Below are 15,621 nucleotides of genomic sequence, written 5' to 3' on the forward strand. Positions count from 1 at the left end.
CCTGCCCCCGCTCCTGTTGGATCTCAGTTGACCTTGTAACGGAAGGCGCCGTTCTTGCCGACGCTGACCTTGATGCGCTCGATCTTCTCGCCCTCGGCCATGCGCGCGAGCACGGACTGCGCAATCTCGGGCAGCAGCGTGCCGTTCAGGATGTGGTCCACGGCCCGCGCGCCGGTATCCACTTCGGTGCAGCGGTCGAGCACTGCCTCCACCGTAGCGTTGTCCCATTCGAAGCTCGCGCCGTGATTGGCGTGCACGCGCTGCGCAATGCGTTGCAGCTTAAGCACGATGATCTCCGCGAGGATGTCGTCGGAGATCGGGTAATACGCCACCACCTTGGTACGGCCGATAAATGCCGGCTTGAACGCCTTGTACAACGCCGGCCGCAGGCTTTCGGCCAGGCCGTCGGCATCGGGCATCTCTTCCGGGCTCTTGTTCAGGCATGCCTGCATGATCGCGGCGGAACCGACGTTCGAGGTCAGGATGATGATGGTGTTGCGGAAGTCGATGGTTCGGCCTTCGGCGTCTTCCATCCAGCCCTTGTCGAACACCTGGAAGAACATCTCCAGCACATCGGGATGGGCCTTCTCCACTTCATCGAGCAGCACCACGCTGTACGGATTGCGCCGCACGGCCTCGGTCAGCACGCCGCCTTCACCATAGCCGACATAACCCGGAGGCGAGCCCTTCAGGCCCGACACGCTGTGCGCTTCCTGGTACTCGCTCATGTTGATGGTGATGAGCTTGCGTTCGCCGCCATAGAGGATGTCCGCCAGCGCCAGAGCGGTTTCCGTCTTGCCTACGCCGGACGGCCCCACAAACAGGAACACGCCGCGCGGCTTGTGTGGATCTTCGAGATTGGCCGCCGCCGTACGCACGCGCTGGGCCACCGCTTCCAGCGCATGCGGTTGGCCGACCACGCGCTCTTCGAGCAGTGGCTTCAGCTTCATCACCGTCTGCAGTTCGTCCTTGACCATGCGGCCCAGCGGAATGCCGGTCCATGCCGAAACGATCTCCGACACCACGTGGCCGTCGACCTGCACCGGCACCAGCGGCCGGTCGCCCTGCAGATCGGCCAGTTGCGCGCGCAGCGCGTTCAACTCGTCATTGCCCGCCGCGGCGCCCGCATTGACATTGGCGCCATCGCCAGCAACATCGCGCTCGCGCAGCAGGGCCACCATGCGCTCGACCAGCACCTTCTCCTGGTCCAGCCGCGCGGTGGCGTCGGCGATGCGCTGCGCGAGCGCAGCCTTGCGCACGGCCAGATCGTCAAGCCGCGCCTGGTGCGGCGCACCGACGGCGGCCTCGCGTTGCAATGCGGCGATCTCGCCATCGATGCGCGCCATGGCCTTCTGGTCTTCCTCGATCTCTGCCGGCGTGGCGCTCTGGCCCAGCGCCACCTTGGCGCACGCGGTGTCGAGCACGCTGACGGCCTTGTCGGGCAACTGCCGGCCGCTGATGTAGCGATGCGACAGCCGAACCGCCTCGACGATCGCTTCGTCGAGCACGCGCACGTTGAAGTGCTTCTCCATCAGGCCCACCATGCCGCGCAGCATCGCAACGGCCAACGGCTCGGTCGGCTCTTCCACCTTGACCACCTGGAAGCGGCGCGCCAGTGCGGCGTCCTTTTCGAAGTACTTCTTGTATTCGGCCCATGTGGTGGCCGCAATCGTGCGCAGTTCGCCGCGAGCGAGTGCGGGCTTGAGCAGGTTGGCGGCATCGTTCTGGCCTGCCTGCCCGCCCGCGCCGATGATCGTATGTGCCTCGTCGATAAACAGGATGATCGGCTGCGGGCTCTTCTTGACCTCGTCGATCACGCCGCGCAGGCGGTTCTCGAACTCGCCCTTTACGCTCGCGCCGGCCTGCAGCAATCCCATGTCCAGCGTGCGCAGCACCACGCCGCGCAGCGGCGGCGGTACGTCGCCGGCCACGATGCGCAGCGCCAGACCTTCCACCACGGCAGTCTTGCCCACGCCAGCCTCGCCGGTCAGGATCGGGTTGTTCTGGCGTCGACGCATCAGGATGTCGATCATCTGGCGGATCTCGGCATCGCGGCCGATTACGGGATCGATGCGGCCGTCCCGCGCGGATTGCGTGAGGTCGATCGTGAACTGATCCAGCGCCGGCGTCTTCGACAACGCGCCCTTGCCTTGCGGCATCTCGCCCGCCGCGCCGCCCGCACCATCCACGAAATCGACGGCCTGCTCGACTTCTTCCGAGCCTTTCGTCAGCGCATCGAGATCGTGCTTGAGCCGCTCCACGGGAAAGCGGGCGAACAACCGGGTGCCGCGCTCGGCCAGCGGCGCCAGCGCGGGATCGGTCAGCAGCGCCAGCAGCAAATGCCCGGAGCGGATGCGCGTGATCTGCGAATCGAGCGACGCAATCAGCCACGCCTGTTCGAACAGCCGGGGCAGCCACGGCGAGAATGCCGGCGTGCGGCTGTTGCCGGTCTGGAACTTGCCGATCTCGGCCTCGAGGTCGCGCTGCATCGCGGCGTTGTCGATGCCCGATGCCTGCGCGGCGCGCGAAACGTCGCTGCGCGGGTTTTCCAGCAACGCCAGGAACAGGTGCTCGATATCCACCTCGTAGTTGCCGCGCGCCATGCACAGCGACGCCGCGCGCTCGGCGGCCTGCCGGCTCGTGCCGTTCAGTTTGGCGATCAGGGTCTTCAGGGGTGTGGCCATGGTGGTCGTGGTGGGTTAGTGCACAGGCTGCAGCGTGTAATGGGCGTCGTCCCGGTCGCGCTCGGCGGGGCGCGTAGCGAGGAACGTGTCGAAGCCGACCCGCCCGCCGCCGGCACCGCCCAGCACGCTGCCGCCGACGTCTTCCTTGCGCAGCACGAGGCGGACTTCATATTCGAGCGTGGCGCCGCCCAGCACGGTCATCATCTTGCGCAGCGCCTGCGCATCGGGCGCGTCGGGCAAAAAGCGTCGATAGTCGGCGCGCGCCAGCGGGCCAATCCACACGCGCGCGCGCAAGTCGCGCTGCCATACGCGCGTGCCCGCCAGCGCGGTCGCGCCAAGCACGTTGTTGCCGAGGCCGAGCTGCGAAAGCTGCGCGGGCGGCACGTTGTACCAGCCGCCGACGAACTGTTCGATGCGGATCTGCACCCGGAAATAGTCGGCCAGCACGCGGCCCAGGTATGCCGCCGACACCGGCCGGTGCCGCAGCGCGGTGGCATAGCCCGCCAGCGCCTCGTCGTGGATCGTGCCGGGCGCCTCGTGCAGATCGGCACGCGCGGCACGCTCGCCGATGCCGCCCAGCGACAGCAACAGCGGCAGGTAGTGCCGCGTGCGATCGATCTCATGCTGCATGGGCAGGCGGTACTTTTGCCACGCAAGGTAAAACAGCGCGGCAGCGCGATGCGAGAAGATGTCGAAGAACGCGCGCGGCGCCCGGTCTCGCCGCACGCTTTCGCGCTCCATCACGATTTCGGTGTAGTGCAGCGGCAAGGCGCCCTGCGCGCCCAGCATGCCGAAGAACGCCGGCGTCAGCGCCACCGAATCGAGCTTGCCCGCCGCCACCGCGTCGGCGAATGCGGCATCGTCGTCGAGCGCGTCGGGCGGCAGTCCCGGCGCCTGCAGGCTCTCGATCTCGCTGGGTGGGAACGACAGGCGCAGCGTATTGGGAAAGCGCACGCGCGTAGCCAGCACGTGTTCGGGCGATGCGGCGCGCTGGCGCGGCACCTCGGCGCCATCGACAACATCGACGCCATCGATGCCGCTGGCTTCACCGAGCGCGGATGGGGTGCGCGCCTCGCGCGCGAACTGGTTCTGCAGCAGCCGCACCGCCTGGAAGAAGTGGAAGCGATGCGGCTGCGTCAGCAGCCGTCGCATCACAGAAGGATCGATTCGCCGCTTCGTGGAGCGCATTGGATCAGTTCCTTGCCGGTACGGTGCGAGACGACGACGAGCTGCACAAAGCTGTTCAGATGCACATAGAGCCCGAAAAAATGGTCCATCACGCGGATAAAGCGATGCAGGCCAGTGCCGACGAAGGCATCTTCATCGAGCGTCAGGCGCACCTCCAGCCCGCGCACGAACGTGGCGAATGGCTTGCCCGCCAGCCACTGCGTGGTCGGCCGGTATTCCAGTTGCACCAGGCCGTCGATCTGCCGCGCCGTCACGCCCGCATGGCTGAGATCGTGCAGCCGCAGCATCTCCTTCAATGTCGACAAGCCGTTCTGCACCAGCGATAGATGGTTGAGCGCCAGTAGCGAAATCAGCCGCCATTGCGATTCGCGGCCGCCGGCCAGGCGCATCGACGCCGTGGGCTTGCGCAGGAAGCGGATGGTGCGCGCCGACGACGAGCCCTTCAGCGTGAGGTCGCCTTCGCGGCTGCCAAAGGCCAGGCTCGCCGGCAAATCACGGTTCGAACACGTGACGTTCAGGCTCAGCGTGCTGGTCTGCGGCACGACGGGATCGAAGTGCAGATCGACGAGCGACAGCTCAGTCTCGAAGCCGGGACTTTTGGCCAGCATGACCGGATTGCGGCGCGCCACCCAATAGCCTTGCGTGTCGCCTGGCGTCTCGCCGTGATGGAGCGAATAGAACGGCCGGAACTCGCCCAGCACCTGCCCCTGCTCGCCCTTGCGCACCAGCGTGACGCGATTGATCGAATACACCTCGTACGAAGACGCCGCCTGGCTGCTGGCGACGACCGGATAGGCCACGCGCGTGTGGTCGAGGTCGATCGGGTCCGCGCTGAGATCGAACAGGTTGACCACCGGCGAGCAATGCTCGCGCAGATGATCGGCGCGCAGGTTCTCCAGCTGGCGCGCGGCGGGCGAATCGGCGCGCAGGTCGCGCAGCACCAGATGCAGCGTGGCACGGCGCACGCCGCACCGGCCCTCGGCATCGACGCCGAACGCGCGGCACAGCGCCTTGAGATCGATGTCGATGAAGTTGAATTTCTCGGCAAACGCAAAGTGCTCGGTCAGCAGCCGATAGGCCGGATGCGAACGTGCCGGCGTTTCGAGCAGCGCTTCGTTTTCGGCATAGCCGACCGGCTTGACGGGCACGTCCTTGAGCCGGTGCCATACACCGGGCAGCTTGCCTTCGACGTAGGCCGCGGCGGTGTGCAGGTGCAGCGCATCGCCGAGCACAGAGATGAATGACGGCTCGCCGTCCAGATACAGGCGCAGCGAATCGAGGCCGACCCGCGCGAGATCGCGCTCGGGTCCGGCATCGATCGTGATGCGGATGGCGCCGGTGGCGCCCTTGGGCAGCGACACCGTACGCGGCGCCAGCACCGTGGGATCGTAGCGCGCATCGGCCACCGACACCGGCGACAGCCGGACATCGTAGGCCGTGCGGAAATTGCAGCGGGTGCGGCCGATGTCGCGCGTCTCCAGCATCGATCCGCGCGCGATGGCAATTGGCGCGGTCAGTTTGTCGGTGCCCGCGCTGGCCTCGAAATGCACGATCGAGCAGGACGGAAACGGCCGCAGGTAATGGGGGTACATTACCTCGAGCAGCGAATCGGTCAGCTCGGGGTAATCGTCGTCAAGCTTCTTGCTGATACGCGCGGTCAGGAACGCGAACGACTCGATCATCCGCTCCACATGCGGGTCGTCGCAGTTGTCCGCCGACATGGCCAGCCGGCCGGCAATCTTCGGATAGCGCTCGGCAAAATCGCGCGAATACCGGCGCAGGTAGGCCAGTTCGCGCTCGTAGTATGGGAGAAGCTCTTCCATGAAGTGTGCCAGGCGAGATGGGAAGCCGATGCGGCGCGCCCGCGGTTCAGCCGCGGCCGCGACTCACCGTGTATTGCAGCGTGGACGGCTGAAGCATGGCATCGAACGCAACTTTCTCGCGGGCGGGCCCGACCACGAGCACCGCGGAAATGCCAAAGCACAGGGCATTGGTGGCGCGCTCGCTGATGTCCAGCGATACCACCACGTGCTGCAGGCGCGGCTCATGGCGCTGGATGGCGCGCTTGAGCGAGTCGCAGATGTCCTTGCGATCCTGATAGCTGGCCAGGCTCATGCCCGCAAAATCGTTGAGCCCGTACGTGAGCACCGATCGCCGGCATTCGATCAGTCCATCGAGATCCGCTTCCTGATATGCGATGCGGGTATTCAGCAGCGACTCGATGTCGCGCGCCACGGTCGCCTTCAGCTCTTCCAGCGAGAGGCGCCGCATGGCCGCGGGCAGCGGCGCGCCGGGCTCGTCGTCGCACAGCTTGTCGAGCAGACTCGGTTCAAAGCCCTTGATGGCAGCCATGGCGGTTGCAGACGGACGGCACTGCGGCATGCGCCACGGTGTCGCCCATCACGCTTTAGACCGTGTAGGTCTTGTCGTTCTTGGTCAGGCTCCAGGCGCCCTGCGAATTGCCGCCCTGGTTGCCGCCAATCTTCTGCTGCGTGTACTTCCACTGCACGGCCGCGTACTTGAGCGAGAACACGTCGGTCGGCAGGCCTTCGGTGGCCACCTTGGCATCGACGGCGCCCAGGATGGCGTTCTTCAGCTTGACTTCCAGATACTTCACGCGCTTGCCTTCACCGTCGGCACGCATGAAATCGATGGTCACCTCGTCGAACGTGGTGCCGCCCGATGCGTGCTGATACAGCAGCGGGCTGACCACGTCCATATCCTTGGTGAACACCATCTCACCGTGTTCGCAGCGCTCTGCGGTGTGCCCGCCTGCGGTCGACGCGGTGGCCGAACGCGGCTGCTTGATGCTGTGCGACCAGCTGGTGACTTCGATCCAGTCCTTGTGATCCTTGTCCGCCGATTCACCCTTGATCACCGGATTGCCGAACTTGACGTAGATGTCCTTCATGAGACCCTCTGAGGAATAACGAATTGTTTGCACTGAGACGAAGCGATCTGCCTCACGCGCGGGCCGCCCCGCCGCGCCGTGGAGCGCGGCGGGCAATGCCTGCGGTTCCCTTACTGATTGGCGGCCTGCGGCAGATCTGCTACCAGACGCAGCGAGATGGAAAGTTCATCGAGCTGGAAGTGCGGTCGCAGAAAGGCCACCGAGCGGTAAGCGCCCGGCTTGCCTGGGATTTCGGAAACCTGGATCGACGCTTCGCGCAGCGGAAACTGCGCCTTCTGCTCCTGCGATGCGTTGTCATCGAGCAGCACGTACTGCGAGATCCAGCGATTCAGGAAGTTTTCGACGTTCTGCGCCGACGCGAAGCTGCCGATCTTGTCGCGCATCATGGCCTTCAGGTAATGGGCCACGCGCGACACCGAGAAGATGTATTGCAGCTGCGCCGACAGCACCGAATTGGCATTGGCGCTGTCCGTGTTGTATTTCTTGGGCTTCTGCACCGACTGCGCGGCAAAGAACGCGGCGTAATCCGAGTTCTTGCAGTGCACCAGCGGAATGAAGCCGAGGTCGCTGAGTTCTTTCTCGCGACGATCCGTGATGGCGATTTCGGTCGGGCACTTCAACGCGATCTCGCCGTCGTCGGTCTTGAAGGTATGGGTCGGCAGGTCTTCCACCAGGCCGCCGCCTTCCACGCCGCGGATCGCCGCGCACCAACCGAAGTCCTCGAACGCGGCGGTCAGGCGCGCACCGAAGGCCCAGGCGGCATTGCACCACAGGTACTTGCCGTGATCGGTGCCATCCACGTCCTCGACAAAGTTGAAGCCTTCCACCGACGTGCCGTCCTTCGGGTTGTACGGCAGGCGTCCCAGGAAGCGCGGCATGGTCAGGCCGACGTAGCGCGAATCTTCGGATTCGCGGAACGACTTCCACTTGGCGTATTCGACGGTGTCGAACACCTTGGCCAGATCGCGCGGCTTGCCCAGATCGGCAAAAGTTTCCAGGCCGAACAGTTCGGGCGACGAGGACGCGATGAACGGCGCGTGCGCGGCCGATGCCACGTGCGACATCTGTTCGATGAAGTAAATGTCCTCAGGCTGGCGCGTGATCTCGTAATCGCCAATCAGGGCGCCGAAGGGCGCGCCGCCAAAGGTGCCGAATTCTTCTTCGTAGACCTTCTTGAACAGCGCACTCTGATCGAAATCGATCGCGGTCTTGAAGTCGCGCACCAGGTCGCGCTTGGTGGCGTTGAGCACCTTAATCTTGATCATCGTCCCGGTCTGCGTTTCCTTGACCAGGTAATTCATGCCGCGCCACGTGCTTTCCAGTTTCTGGAATTCCGGCGCGTGCATGACCGACGACAGTTGCGCGGAGATCAGGCGGTCCAGCTCGGCCACGCGGGCATCGAGCGTCGCGGACAGGTTGTCCGACACCACCACGGTGCCGTCCAGCACTTCCTTGACCAGTTCGCCGATGATGTCTTTGGCGCGGGCGTGCTCGGCTTCCGATTTGGCCACGCGGCTCTGGTCGACGATCTGGTCCAGCAGGCTGCCGCCCTCCGCCGCCTGCGCCTGGGGCGCCGCGGCCAATTGCGCGTTACTCATCTTGGCCACCCTTGGGTTCGTTGCCGCTGTGGTTGCCGAGCTTCTGCAGCGATTCGGTGTTGGTCAGCACTTCGCTGAGCAGGTCCTCGAGCTTGTCGTTGCCGGCCAGCTTGTTGCGCAGGTCCGCCAGCTTGGAGCGGGCCTCGAGCAGCTTGCGCAGCGGTTCGATCTGCTCGACCACGGCTTCCGGGCTGAAGTCTTCCAGCGAGCGGAACTTCAGTTCCACGCCGAACTTGCCACCCTCGTCGGTCAGTTGGTTGGGCACCTGGAAGGCCGCGCGCGGTTCCACAGCGGCCATCACATCGTCAAAATTGTCACGATCGACATTGACGAATTTTCGGTCGCGCAGCTTGGGCAGCGCCACCTCGGACTGCCCGGACAGGTCGGCGACCACGCCCACCACGAACGGCAATTCCTTTTGTTCGATCGCATCGCCCTTCTCGACGTCATACGTGAGCTGCACACGGGGCGGGCGCACCTTGGTCAGGCGCTTCTGAACGCTTTCCTTCTTGGCCATCTGATGGACTCCAGTCGTTTCAAACCGACGTTTGGAACGTCGCCGGTTCAGCGCAGCGCGCCAAACGGATCGCCGCCGCGCGCGGCAGGCGCCGCGGTGGCCGCAGGCGCAGGCGCGGTGACGGGCGCGGTGGCAGCTGCCGGCGGGACCGCACCGGTCACGGCATTCGTCGCGGCGCCGGCCGCGGCGTTTGCTGCCTGATTCGCCTGGGCATGAGTCGGGCGCGCCACGGGGCGCCGCTTCACCACGGGCTGGACCTTGGGCTTTTCGTCGGGGAACAGCACCTGCTCGCCCAGCGTCTCGCGCATCATCTTGGCCAGCACCTGCGCGTCGGTCTTGACGTCGCCCGCCAGCGCGCTGTCGTCGCGCAACTCCATCACCGAGCGGCGCGCCACGCGCAGGCCGCTCACGGCCAGGATGCTCTTGGCCTTGCGGTCCGTGGCATCGCGCTGCAGCGCTTCCTCGGCAGCCACGATGGCCTGCGGGTATTTCTGGTCTGCGTACTGGATCTGCGCGATGCGCGACCACGGCTCTTCACGCGCCGGGTTGTTGCGCGCCACCTGTTCGAACAGGCTCAGCGCCTGTTCTTTCTGGCCGGACGTCAACGCGGCCTCGGCCTGCGACATGCCCTGGTTATAGGAGTCTTCCGACGGTGTACTGGGCGACGTCGAGGCGCAGCCGGCAATCAGCGCAGCGGCGCCAAAGGCGATCAGGGAACGGGTAAAGCGAGTGTCGAGCATGTTTTTGACCGTATCGCAGCTTGGCGTTGGTATGTCCGCGGGACCGGAAGAAAGCCTGAATTCAACAGAATTGTCAGCGGAAATGCAAATGACAATTTAATGAGCAACACGGCCCGATATGCGTTTGAACCTTGGTGTTGGCCCCGATCCGCGGGAATAGTACACTCCACCAACTGTGACTTTCAACACCACATTCCTCGAATCACACACAAAGACCGGTAAAGACGGTTCCGGTCGTATAAGGAACCGTTTGTAAATACGCCATATTTTTCATTTTTACTACATCGACGGCGGATGTTGTTACGAAATGTAACTTCGCGGGGCAACGGGGAAGAAGAGGCCGGGGCATGAGCGTTTCAAGAACTTTGGGCGTTTCGATACGCGTGGGCGCCGCGCTGGCGGCGATTGCCCTGCTGGCGTCCTGCGCAGTGGGAGGCCAGGTACTGGCCGGTGCGGCCAGCGGCGCGCTGGAGGCCGTGGGGCTCAAGCCGTCGAACGTGCCCGAATCGCAGAAACCGCCGCGCCAGGTGCCGCTGCGGCTTTATGCCGGCACCAATCTCAACGCCGCCCGGGACAATCATCCGGCCGCGCTTGTGGTGCGGGTGTACACGCTCAGGGAATCCACCAGCTTCCTGCAGGCGCCCTACGACGCGTTCACCGATCCGGCCCGCGAAAAGCAGGTACTGGGCGCCGAACTGGTGAACGTGCGCGAGATCACGCTGATTCCCGGCCAGCGCTACGAGGTGACCGAGAAGGTGTCGCGTGAAGCCAATGCGCTTGGCGTGGTGGCGCTGTTCCGCAGCCCTGCCGCGCAGCGCTGGAAATTTGCCGTCGATGCGGTCAAGAGCGAGAAATCGGGCGTCACCATCGGCCTGCACGCCTGCGCCATGACGCTGACCGTGGGCGATCCGGTGGCCCCCAGCGACGGCGTGCCGCGCACCGGTCTGAACATGCTGTCTCCGACCGCGTGCAACGCCTAGCGGCGCGGCAGATATCGGCAGCGCCACAGCAGCACAGAAAAGGTAATCGTGAGCTATTCCTCCAAGATCCTCTGGGGCGAAGGACTGTTTCTTCGACCCCAGCATTTCCAGCAGCAGGACGCCTACCATGAGTCGCGCCTGCACACCGCGGTGCGCGCCATCCAGCCCTATGACTGGGGCGTGCAGCACGCGCGCTTCGATACCGACGCGCTGGCCAGCGGCGTGTTGCGCGCCACGGAGCTGTCGTTGTTCTTTCCCGATGGCGAATGCTATGCGGCGCCGCAGGGCGACGAACTGCCGGCCCCGCTGGTGCTGGAAACGCTGCCCGCCGGCGTGTCCGAGCTGACCTTTCATCTGGCGCTGTATCCGTTGCGCGATGCCGGCGGCAATTACCGCGAAGCCGAGGATGGCGCGCCGTCGTCGCGCTTCGTGGGCGACCAGCGCGACACCGCGGACCTGTTCACCGAGGCCGAGCCCGCAGCCATCACGTATCTGAAGAAGGCGGTAAAGCTCGTGGCGGAGACCGATCCGCGCGAGCAGTTCATCTCGCTGCCCGTGGTGCGCATCCGCCGTACCGCGACCGGCGGCTTCGAGCTGGACGAATCGTTCGTCGCGCCCAGCCTGGCGATCCACGCGTCGGCAGTGCTCTACCAGCGCCTGCGCCGCATGCTCGATGCGCTGCAGGCCAAGGTCAGCGCGCTGTACGGCTTTCATCGCGAGCCGTCGAAGGACATCATCGAATTCCGTTCGGGCGACATCGCGTCGTTCTGGCTGCTGCATACGGCCAACGCCGCCTTCGCCGCGCTGTCGCATCTTTACCACCATCCCGAGCTGCATCCCGAACGCCTGTTTCAGGAAATGCTGCGGCTGGCCGGATCGCTGATGACCTTTTCCAAGGCCTATGCGTTGACCGACCTGCCCGTGTACGACCACGACAATCCGGGCCCGGCCTTCGCGCGCATCGACGGCATCGTCCGCGAGCTGCTCGATACGGTGATCTCCACGCGCTACTTTGCGATCAAGCTCGACGAGACGCGCCCGTCGTTCCATGCCGGCCGCCTCGATTCCGGCAAGATCGACGACAAGACGCGCTTCTACCTGTCCGTATCGGCCGACATGCCCGCCGCGGAACTGGCCGACGCGATTCCGGCGCGTTTCAAGGTGGGCGCGCCCGACGACGTGGAAAAACTCGTGCTGTCGTCGATGCCCGGCGTGCCGGTGAGCTACACCCCGCAGGTGCCGCCGGCCATTCCGGTCCGCCCAGGCGCGTGCTACTTCGCCCTGGAAGCCCGCGGCGCGCTGTATGAACGCATGCTGCAGGCGGGCAACATCACGATCTACACCCCGGCCGGCATCCGGGAACTGAAACTCGAACTGATTGCGGTGACTTCATGAGCGCAACCTCCACCCCTTCGCTGTTTGGCGACACCCATGCGCCCGCTCCTGGCCCGGCGCACGATCCCGCCGATGCCGGCACGCGCCACGCGCGCACGCTGCTGGACATGCTTTACGACGGCTTTTTCATGCTGTTCCTGCTGCGCAACAAGCAGGCGCCGGGCACGGCGGAAGAATTTCTGCAGCGCGTGCGCGCATTCCTCGATGACTTCGACCGCGGCGCCAAGCGCATGAACGTGCCGGCCGAAGACGTGTTCGATGCCAAGTACGCGTTCTGTGCCGCCATCGACGAAACCATCCTGTCGTCGAACTTCCCGATGCGTGCCGACTGGGAGCGTCGCCCGCTGCAATTAGTGCTGTTTGGCGAGCAACTGGCTGGCGAGAACTTCTTCAACAAGCTCGAAGCGCTGCGCGCACGCGGCGCGGCGCGGCTGCAGGCGCTGGAGGTGTTCCACATGTGCCTGCTGCTGGGATTCCGCGGCAAGTACATCCTCGAAGGTCCGGAAAAACTCGCCTACCTGACCGCGCGCGTGGGCGACGAGATTGCCACCATCAAGGGCAAGCGCGCCGCGTTTGCCCCGCACTGGCCGCTGCCCGACAAGGTGGCGCACCAGCTCAAGCGCGAAACGCCGCTGTGGATTTTCGGCGCGGTGTTCGCACTGATCGCGCTGCTGGCGTACCTGGGGCTGTCGACCTCGCTCAACAGCAAGACCAACGATTCGATGCAGGCGTATTCGCAGGTCATCAAGCTGGGGCCGCGTTTTTCGCACCTGACCATCTCATTGCCCTGACACGGGGGCCGCGATCATGAGTCCGACACCCGGCGCCGACACCTCCGCGCCGCAGGCCCTCACCGACGCCCTGCTGGGCCAGGGCTCGCGGCAAATCCAGCTGACCACCGGCCTGCCCGCTGCCGACCTCGTGGTCGAGCGCTATACGGTGACCGAAGCGGTATCCCAGCCGTTCCTTATCGAGATCGACTGCCTGTCCACCTCCGCGCACCTGGATACGGCAGAACTGGCGCGCCAGGAAATTACGCTGCGCCAGATGCTGGCCGACGGCAGCTATCGCGCCTGGCATGGCTTTGTGGTCGATTGCGCCAGCCTGGGCGGCGACGGCGGCCTGGCCCGTTACCGGCTGACGGCCGCGCCATGGATCGCGCGGCTGCGGGCGCGGGTCGACTGCTTTGTCTACCAGGACAAGACCGCGCTCGAGATCATCGAGGACCTCTTCAAGGACTACGACGTCGCGAGCTACCAGAATGCGGTGTCGCAGACGCTGCGCAAGCGCTCGATCTGCGCGCAGTATCGCGAGAGCGATCTCGATTTCATGCAGCGTCTGCTGGCCGAGGAAGGACTGTCGTATCGCTTCGATCATGAGCAGGATGGCGATGGCGGCCACGCGCAACAGGACGCGCAGGCACGCCACAAGCTCGTGATCTTCGACGCCCGGACCACCGCGCCCGATTGCGCGCAATCGAGCATCCGCTTTCATCGCGCCGATATCACCGAGACCGAAGACAGCATCACGCGCTGGTCGTCATCCTGCGCGGTGGGCACCAATGCGGTCAGCCTGGCATCGTGGGACTACAAGCAGTTGACCGCAACCGGCGCGCAGGCCAGTGCCGAACCGGTGGGCAAGCTGCCATCGCTGGAGTCCTACACGGCGCGCGGCGCCTATCGGTTCAACGATACGGACAGCGCCGCGGCCGTGGCAACGCTGCGCCTGCAAGCGGAAGAACTCGATCACCTGCGTTATCACGGCACCAGCACGGTACGGGCGCTCGGCGAGGGCCAGCGCTTCACGCTGACCGAACATTTCGGCAACGGGGACAACCGCTTCGTCACGCTGTGGGTGCGCCACGAAGCCACCAACAACCTGGCCACGGACATCGGTTCATTGCTGGACAGCGCGCGCGACGAAGACATGGGCGGTTACCGCAACACGTTCGAGGCCGTGCAGGCCAGCACGCCGATCGTACCGCGCCATCTGCCCCGCCCCACCGCTCCCGAAGGCCAGACGGCGATCGTGATTGCCGAAGGCGAAACGCCGCTGCAGACCGATCGCGATCATCGCGTGCGCGTGCGGTTTCCGTGGCTGCGCGCGCCCGAGCACGGCAACCTCAACGCGCCCGATGCCAGCGATGTCACCCAGGTGACCGCATGGGTGCGCGTGGCCGGCGCCGTAGCGGGCCCCAACTGGGGCGCACACCATCTGCCGCGCGTTGGCACCGAAGTTCTGCTGACGTTCCTGGACGGCGATATCGACCGCCCGCTCGCCGCCATGCAGTTGCACAACGAGCAGGACAGCCCGCCTTGGCCAGCCACCGAGCCGGCCATCGGCCACGCGCTGTCCGGCTGGCATTCGCAAGGCATGGGCGGCGACGGCTACAACCAATGGGTGGTCGACGACACGCCGGGCCAGTTGCGCATGCGCATGGCGTCTTCCACGGCCGATACGCAATTCAATCTCGGCTATCTCGTCAGCCAGAATCCCCAGGACGCCAATCGCGGCGCGTGGCGCGGCAATGGTGCCGAACTGCGCACCGACGCGTGGGCCGTAGTGCGCGCGGGCGAAGGCATGCTGCTATCGACCACGGCGCAACCGAGGGCGGCCGGCGCCGCGCTGGACGTCAGCGAAGCGCTGGGCCAGCTCAAGGCGGCCCAGCAGACCGCCAGCCGCCTGTCCGACGCCGCACGCGCGCAAGCGGCGTTGCCACTGTCCGCGAACGAACACTTCGATGCTTTGCAGAAAGCCATCGATCCCACCCAGGACGGCAAGTACCGCGATACGGTCAACGGCCAGAAGGCGGCAAAACCGGACGGTGCGCCGGTGGACCGCTTTGCCGTGCCGCTGCTGGTCACCGAGGCCCCGACGGCCATCGCCATGACCACGCCGATGACCACAACGGTCTACGCCGGGCGCCATTTGCACTGCACGACGCAATCGGATTGGCACCTCGCCAGCGACAGCGTCACGGCAATCGCCGCCGCGCAGGGCGTATCCCTGTTCGCCCAGCGTCAGGACCTGAAGGCCGTGGCCGCGAACGGACCGTTCTCGCTACAGGCCCACGCGGATGCGATGGAAATCCTGGCCGACAAACAGGTGACCGTGACTTCATCGAACGATTCGGTCGAAATCCTGGCCCAGCAGAAGATGGTGCTGCACGGCGGCTCATCGATCATCACGCTCGACGGCGGTCAGATCACGTTCGAAACGCAGGGGTTGCTCGATGTGAAAGGCGCGGGCCACCCGTTCAGCGGCGGCGGCGGACGTGCTGCGGCACTGCCTGCGCTACCGACCGGCAGCACCGAGATGACCCACTGGATCGAGGTTAACCATCGCGACATGGAAGGCGAGCCATTCGTTGGGCAGAACTACAAGATCCATTTCGAAGATGGCCAGGTCGTCTCGGGCAAGCTTGACGCCGCCGGCCACGCACGACACGAAAACGTCCCGCCGCGCGCCGTTCGCGTCGAGTACGAGCTTCCGGAACCCGGCAACGACCAGCCGTGGGATCAAGTCTCCAAACTGATTCAGGCATCGCGTTCCAAGCTGGGATAACAACACAATGTGGGATGAACTTGAGAACGCGCTCGCCTGGTTCA

Annotated in this window: 12 protein-coding genes; 4 read left to right on the forward strand and 8 right to left on the reverse strand. The window is 65.3% G+C overall.

Translation table 11 applies throughout. The features are described from left to right. Positions 1-23: 23 nt before the first annotated feature. The 8 genes from tssH to AC1RKI_RS10810 all read right to left on the reverse strand — a co-directional run bounded on the left by tssH (position 24) and on the right by AC1RKI_RS10810 (position 9,638). Positions 24-2,684, reverse strand: a complete 2,661-nt coding sequence (tssH, locus tag AC1RKI_RS10775) for a type VI secretion system ATPase TssH (RefSeq protein ID WP_492795287.1) — start codon at positions 2,682-2,684, stop codon at positions 24-26. A gap of 15 nt (positions 2,685-2,699) precedes the next feature. Next, complete coding sequence (gene tssG / locus AC1RKI_RS10780; RefSeq protein WP_492795289.1) at positions 2,700-3,872, reverse strand: type VI secretion system baseplate subunit TssG; 1,173 nt, start codon at positions 3,870-3,872, stop codon at positions 2,700-2,702. Further along, complete coding sequence (gene tssF, locus AC1RKI_RS10785) at positions 3,836-5,695, reverse strand: type VI secretion system baseplate subunit TssF (RefSeq protein WP_061959503.1); 1,860 nt, start codon at positions 5,693-5,695, stop codon at positions 3,836-3,838. Before tssF ends, tssG begins: the two co-directional genes overlap by 37 nt. A gap of 46 nt (positions 5,696-5,741) precedes the next feature. Further along, positions 5,742-6,215, reverse strand: a complete 474-nt coding sequence (gene tssE / locus AC1RKI_RS10790) for a type VI secretion system baseplate subunit TssE (protein ID WP_061959507.1) — start codon at positions 6,213-6,215, stop codon at positions 5,742-5,744. Between the two features lie 64 nt (positions 6,216-6,279). Then, on the reverse strand, positions 6,280-6,783 hold the full coding sequence (locus AC1RKI_RS10795) for an Hcp family type VI secretion system effector (RefSeq protein ID WP_061959504.1): 504 nt from the start codon (positions 6,781-6,783) through the stop codon (positions 6,280-6,282). A 110-nt stretch (positions 6,784-6,893) separates the two neighbouring features. After that, on the reverse strand, positions 6,894-8,381 hold the full coding sequence (gene tssC, locus AC1RKI_RS10800) for a type VI secretion system contractile sheath large subunit (protein ID WP_061959505.1): 1,488 nt from the start codon (positions 8,379-8,381) through the stop codon (positions 6,894-6,896). Then, positions 8,374-8,898: a type VI secretion system contractile sheath small subunit gene (gene tssB, locus AC1RKI_RS10805; protein WP_061959506.1), complete on the reverse strand. Its 525-nt coding sequence runs from the start codon at positions 8,896-8,898 to the stop codon at positions 8,374-8,376. Before tssB ends, tssC begins: the two co-directional genes overlap by 8 nt. Positions 8,899-8,945: 47 nt before the next feature. After that, entirely contained in the window at positions 8,946-9,638 is a 693-nt protein-coding gene (locus AC1RKI_RS10810; protein WP_341248263.1) for an outer membrane protein assembly factor BamD, read from the reverse strand. A gap of 347 nt (positions 9,639-9,985) precedes the next feature. Here AC1RKI_RS10810 and tssJ point away from each other — a divergent pair, with 347 nt between their 5' ends. From tssJ to AC1RKI_RS10830, 4 genes are read left to right on the forward strand one after another with little or no spacing between them, the layout of a single operon-like run. Then, the gene (gene tssJ / locus AC1RKI_RS10815) at positions 9,986-10,618 is read left to right on the forward strand and encodes a type VI secretion system lipoprotein TssJ (RefSeq protein WP_150981648.1); all 633 of its coding nucleotides are present in this window, start codon (positions 9,986-9,988) and stop codon (positions 10,616-10,618) included. Between the two features lie 48 nt (positions 10,619-10,666). Further along, positions 10,667-12,013 carry a type VI secretion system baseplate subunit TssK gene (gene tssK / locus AC1RKI_RS10820; protein WP_492795293.1) on the forward strand — a complete coding sequence of 449 codons (1,347 nt, stop codon included), beginning with the start codon at positions 10,667-10,669 and terminating at the stop codon, positions 12,011-12,013. After that, the gene (gene icmH, locus AC1RKI_RS10825; protein WP_061959603.1) at positions 12,010-12,804 is read left to right on the forward strand and encodes a type IVB secretion system protein IcmH/DotU; all 795 of its coding nucleotides are present in this window, start codon (positions 12,010-12,012) and stop codon (positions 12,802-12,804) included. Before tssK ends, icmH begins: the two co-directional genes overlap by 4 nt. Positions 12,805-12,820: 16 nt before the next feature. After that, positions 12,821-15,577 (forward strand): type VI secretion system Vgr family protein, encoded by a 2,757-nt coding sequence (locus AC1RKI_RS10830; protein ID WP_492795296.1) that lies wholly within the window; start codon positions 12,821-12,823, stop codon positions 15,575-15,577. The last annotated feature ends 44 nt before the right edge of the window (positions 15,578-15,621 follow it).

The sequence above is a fragment of the Cupriavidus sp. GW822-FHT06G04 genome, assembly GCF_058799075.1.

What these genes read in the sequence shown, in the direction of transcription:
- tssH (WP_492795287.1), bottom strand. Translation starts at nt 2,684, where the DNA reads ATGGCCACACCCCTGAAGACCCTGATCGCCAAACTGAACGGCACGAGC.
- tssG (WP_492795289.1), bottom strand. Translation starts at nt 3,872, where the DNA reads ATGCGCTCCACGAAGCGGCGAATCGATCCTTCTGTGATGCGACGGCTG.
- tssF (WP_061959503.1), bottom strand. Translation starts at nt 5,695, where the DNA reads ATGGAAGAGCTTCTCCCATACTACGAGCGCGAACTGGCCTACCTGCGC.
- AC1RKI_RS10795 (WP_061959504.1), bottom strand. Translation starts at nt 6,783, where the DNA reads ATGAAGGACATCTACGTCAAGTTCGGCAATCCGGTGATCAAGGGTGAA.
- tssC (WP_061959505.1), bottom strand. Translation starts at nt 8,381, where the DNA reads ATGAGTAACGCGCAATTGGCCGCGGCGCCCCAGGCGCAGGCGGCGGAG.
- tssB (WP_061959506.1), bottom strand. Translation starts at nt 8,898, where the DNA reads ATGGCCAAGAAGGAAAGCGTTCAGAAGCGCCTGACCAAGGTGCGCCCG.
- AC1RKI_RS10810 (WP_341248263.1), bottom strand. Translation starts at nt 9,638, where the DNA reads ATGCTCGACACTCGCTTTACCCGTTCCCTGATCGCCTTTGGCGCCGCT.
- tssJ (WP_150981648.1), top strand. Translation starts at nt 9,986, where the DNA reads ATGAGCGTTTCAAGAACTTTGGGCGTTTCGATACGCGTGGGCGCCGCG.
- icmH (WP_061959603.1), top strand. Translation starts at nt 12,010, where the DNA reads ATGAGCGCAACCTCCACCCCTTCGCTGTTTGGCGACACCCATGCGCCC.
- AC1RKI_RS10830 (WP_492795296.1), top strand. Translation starts at nt 12,821, where the DNA reads ATGAGTCCGACACCCGGCGCCGACACCTCCGCGCCGCAGGCCCTCACC.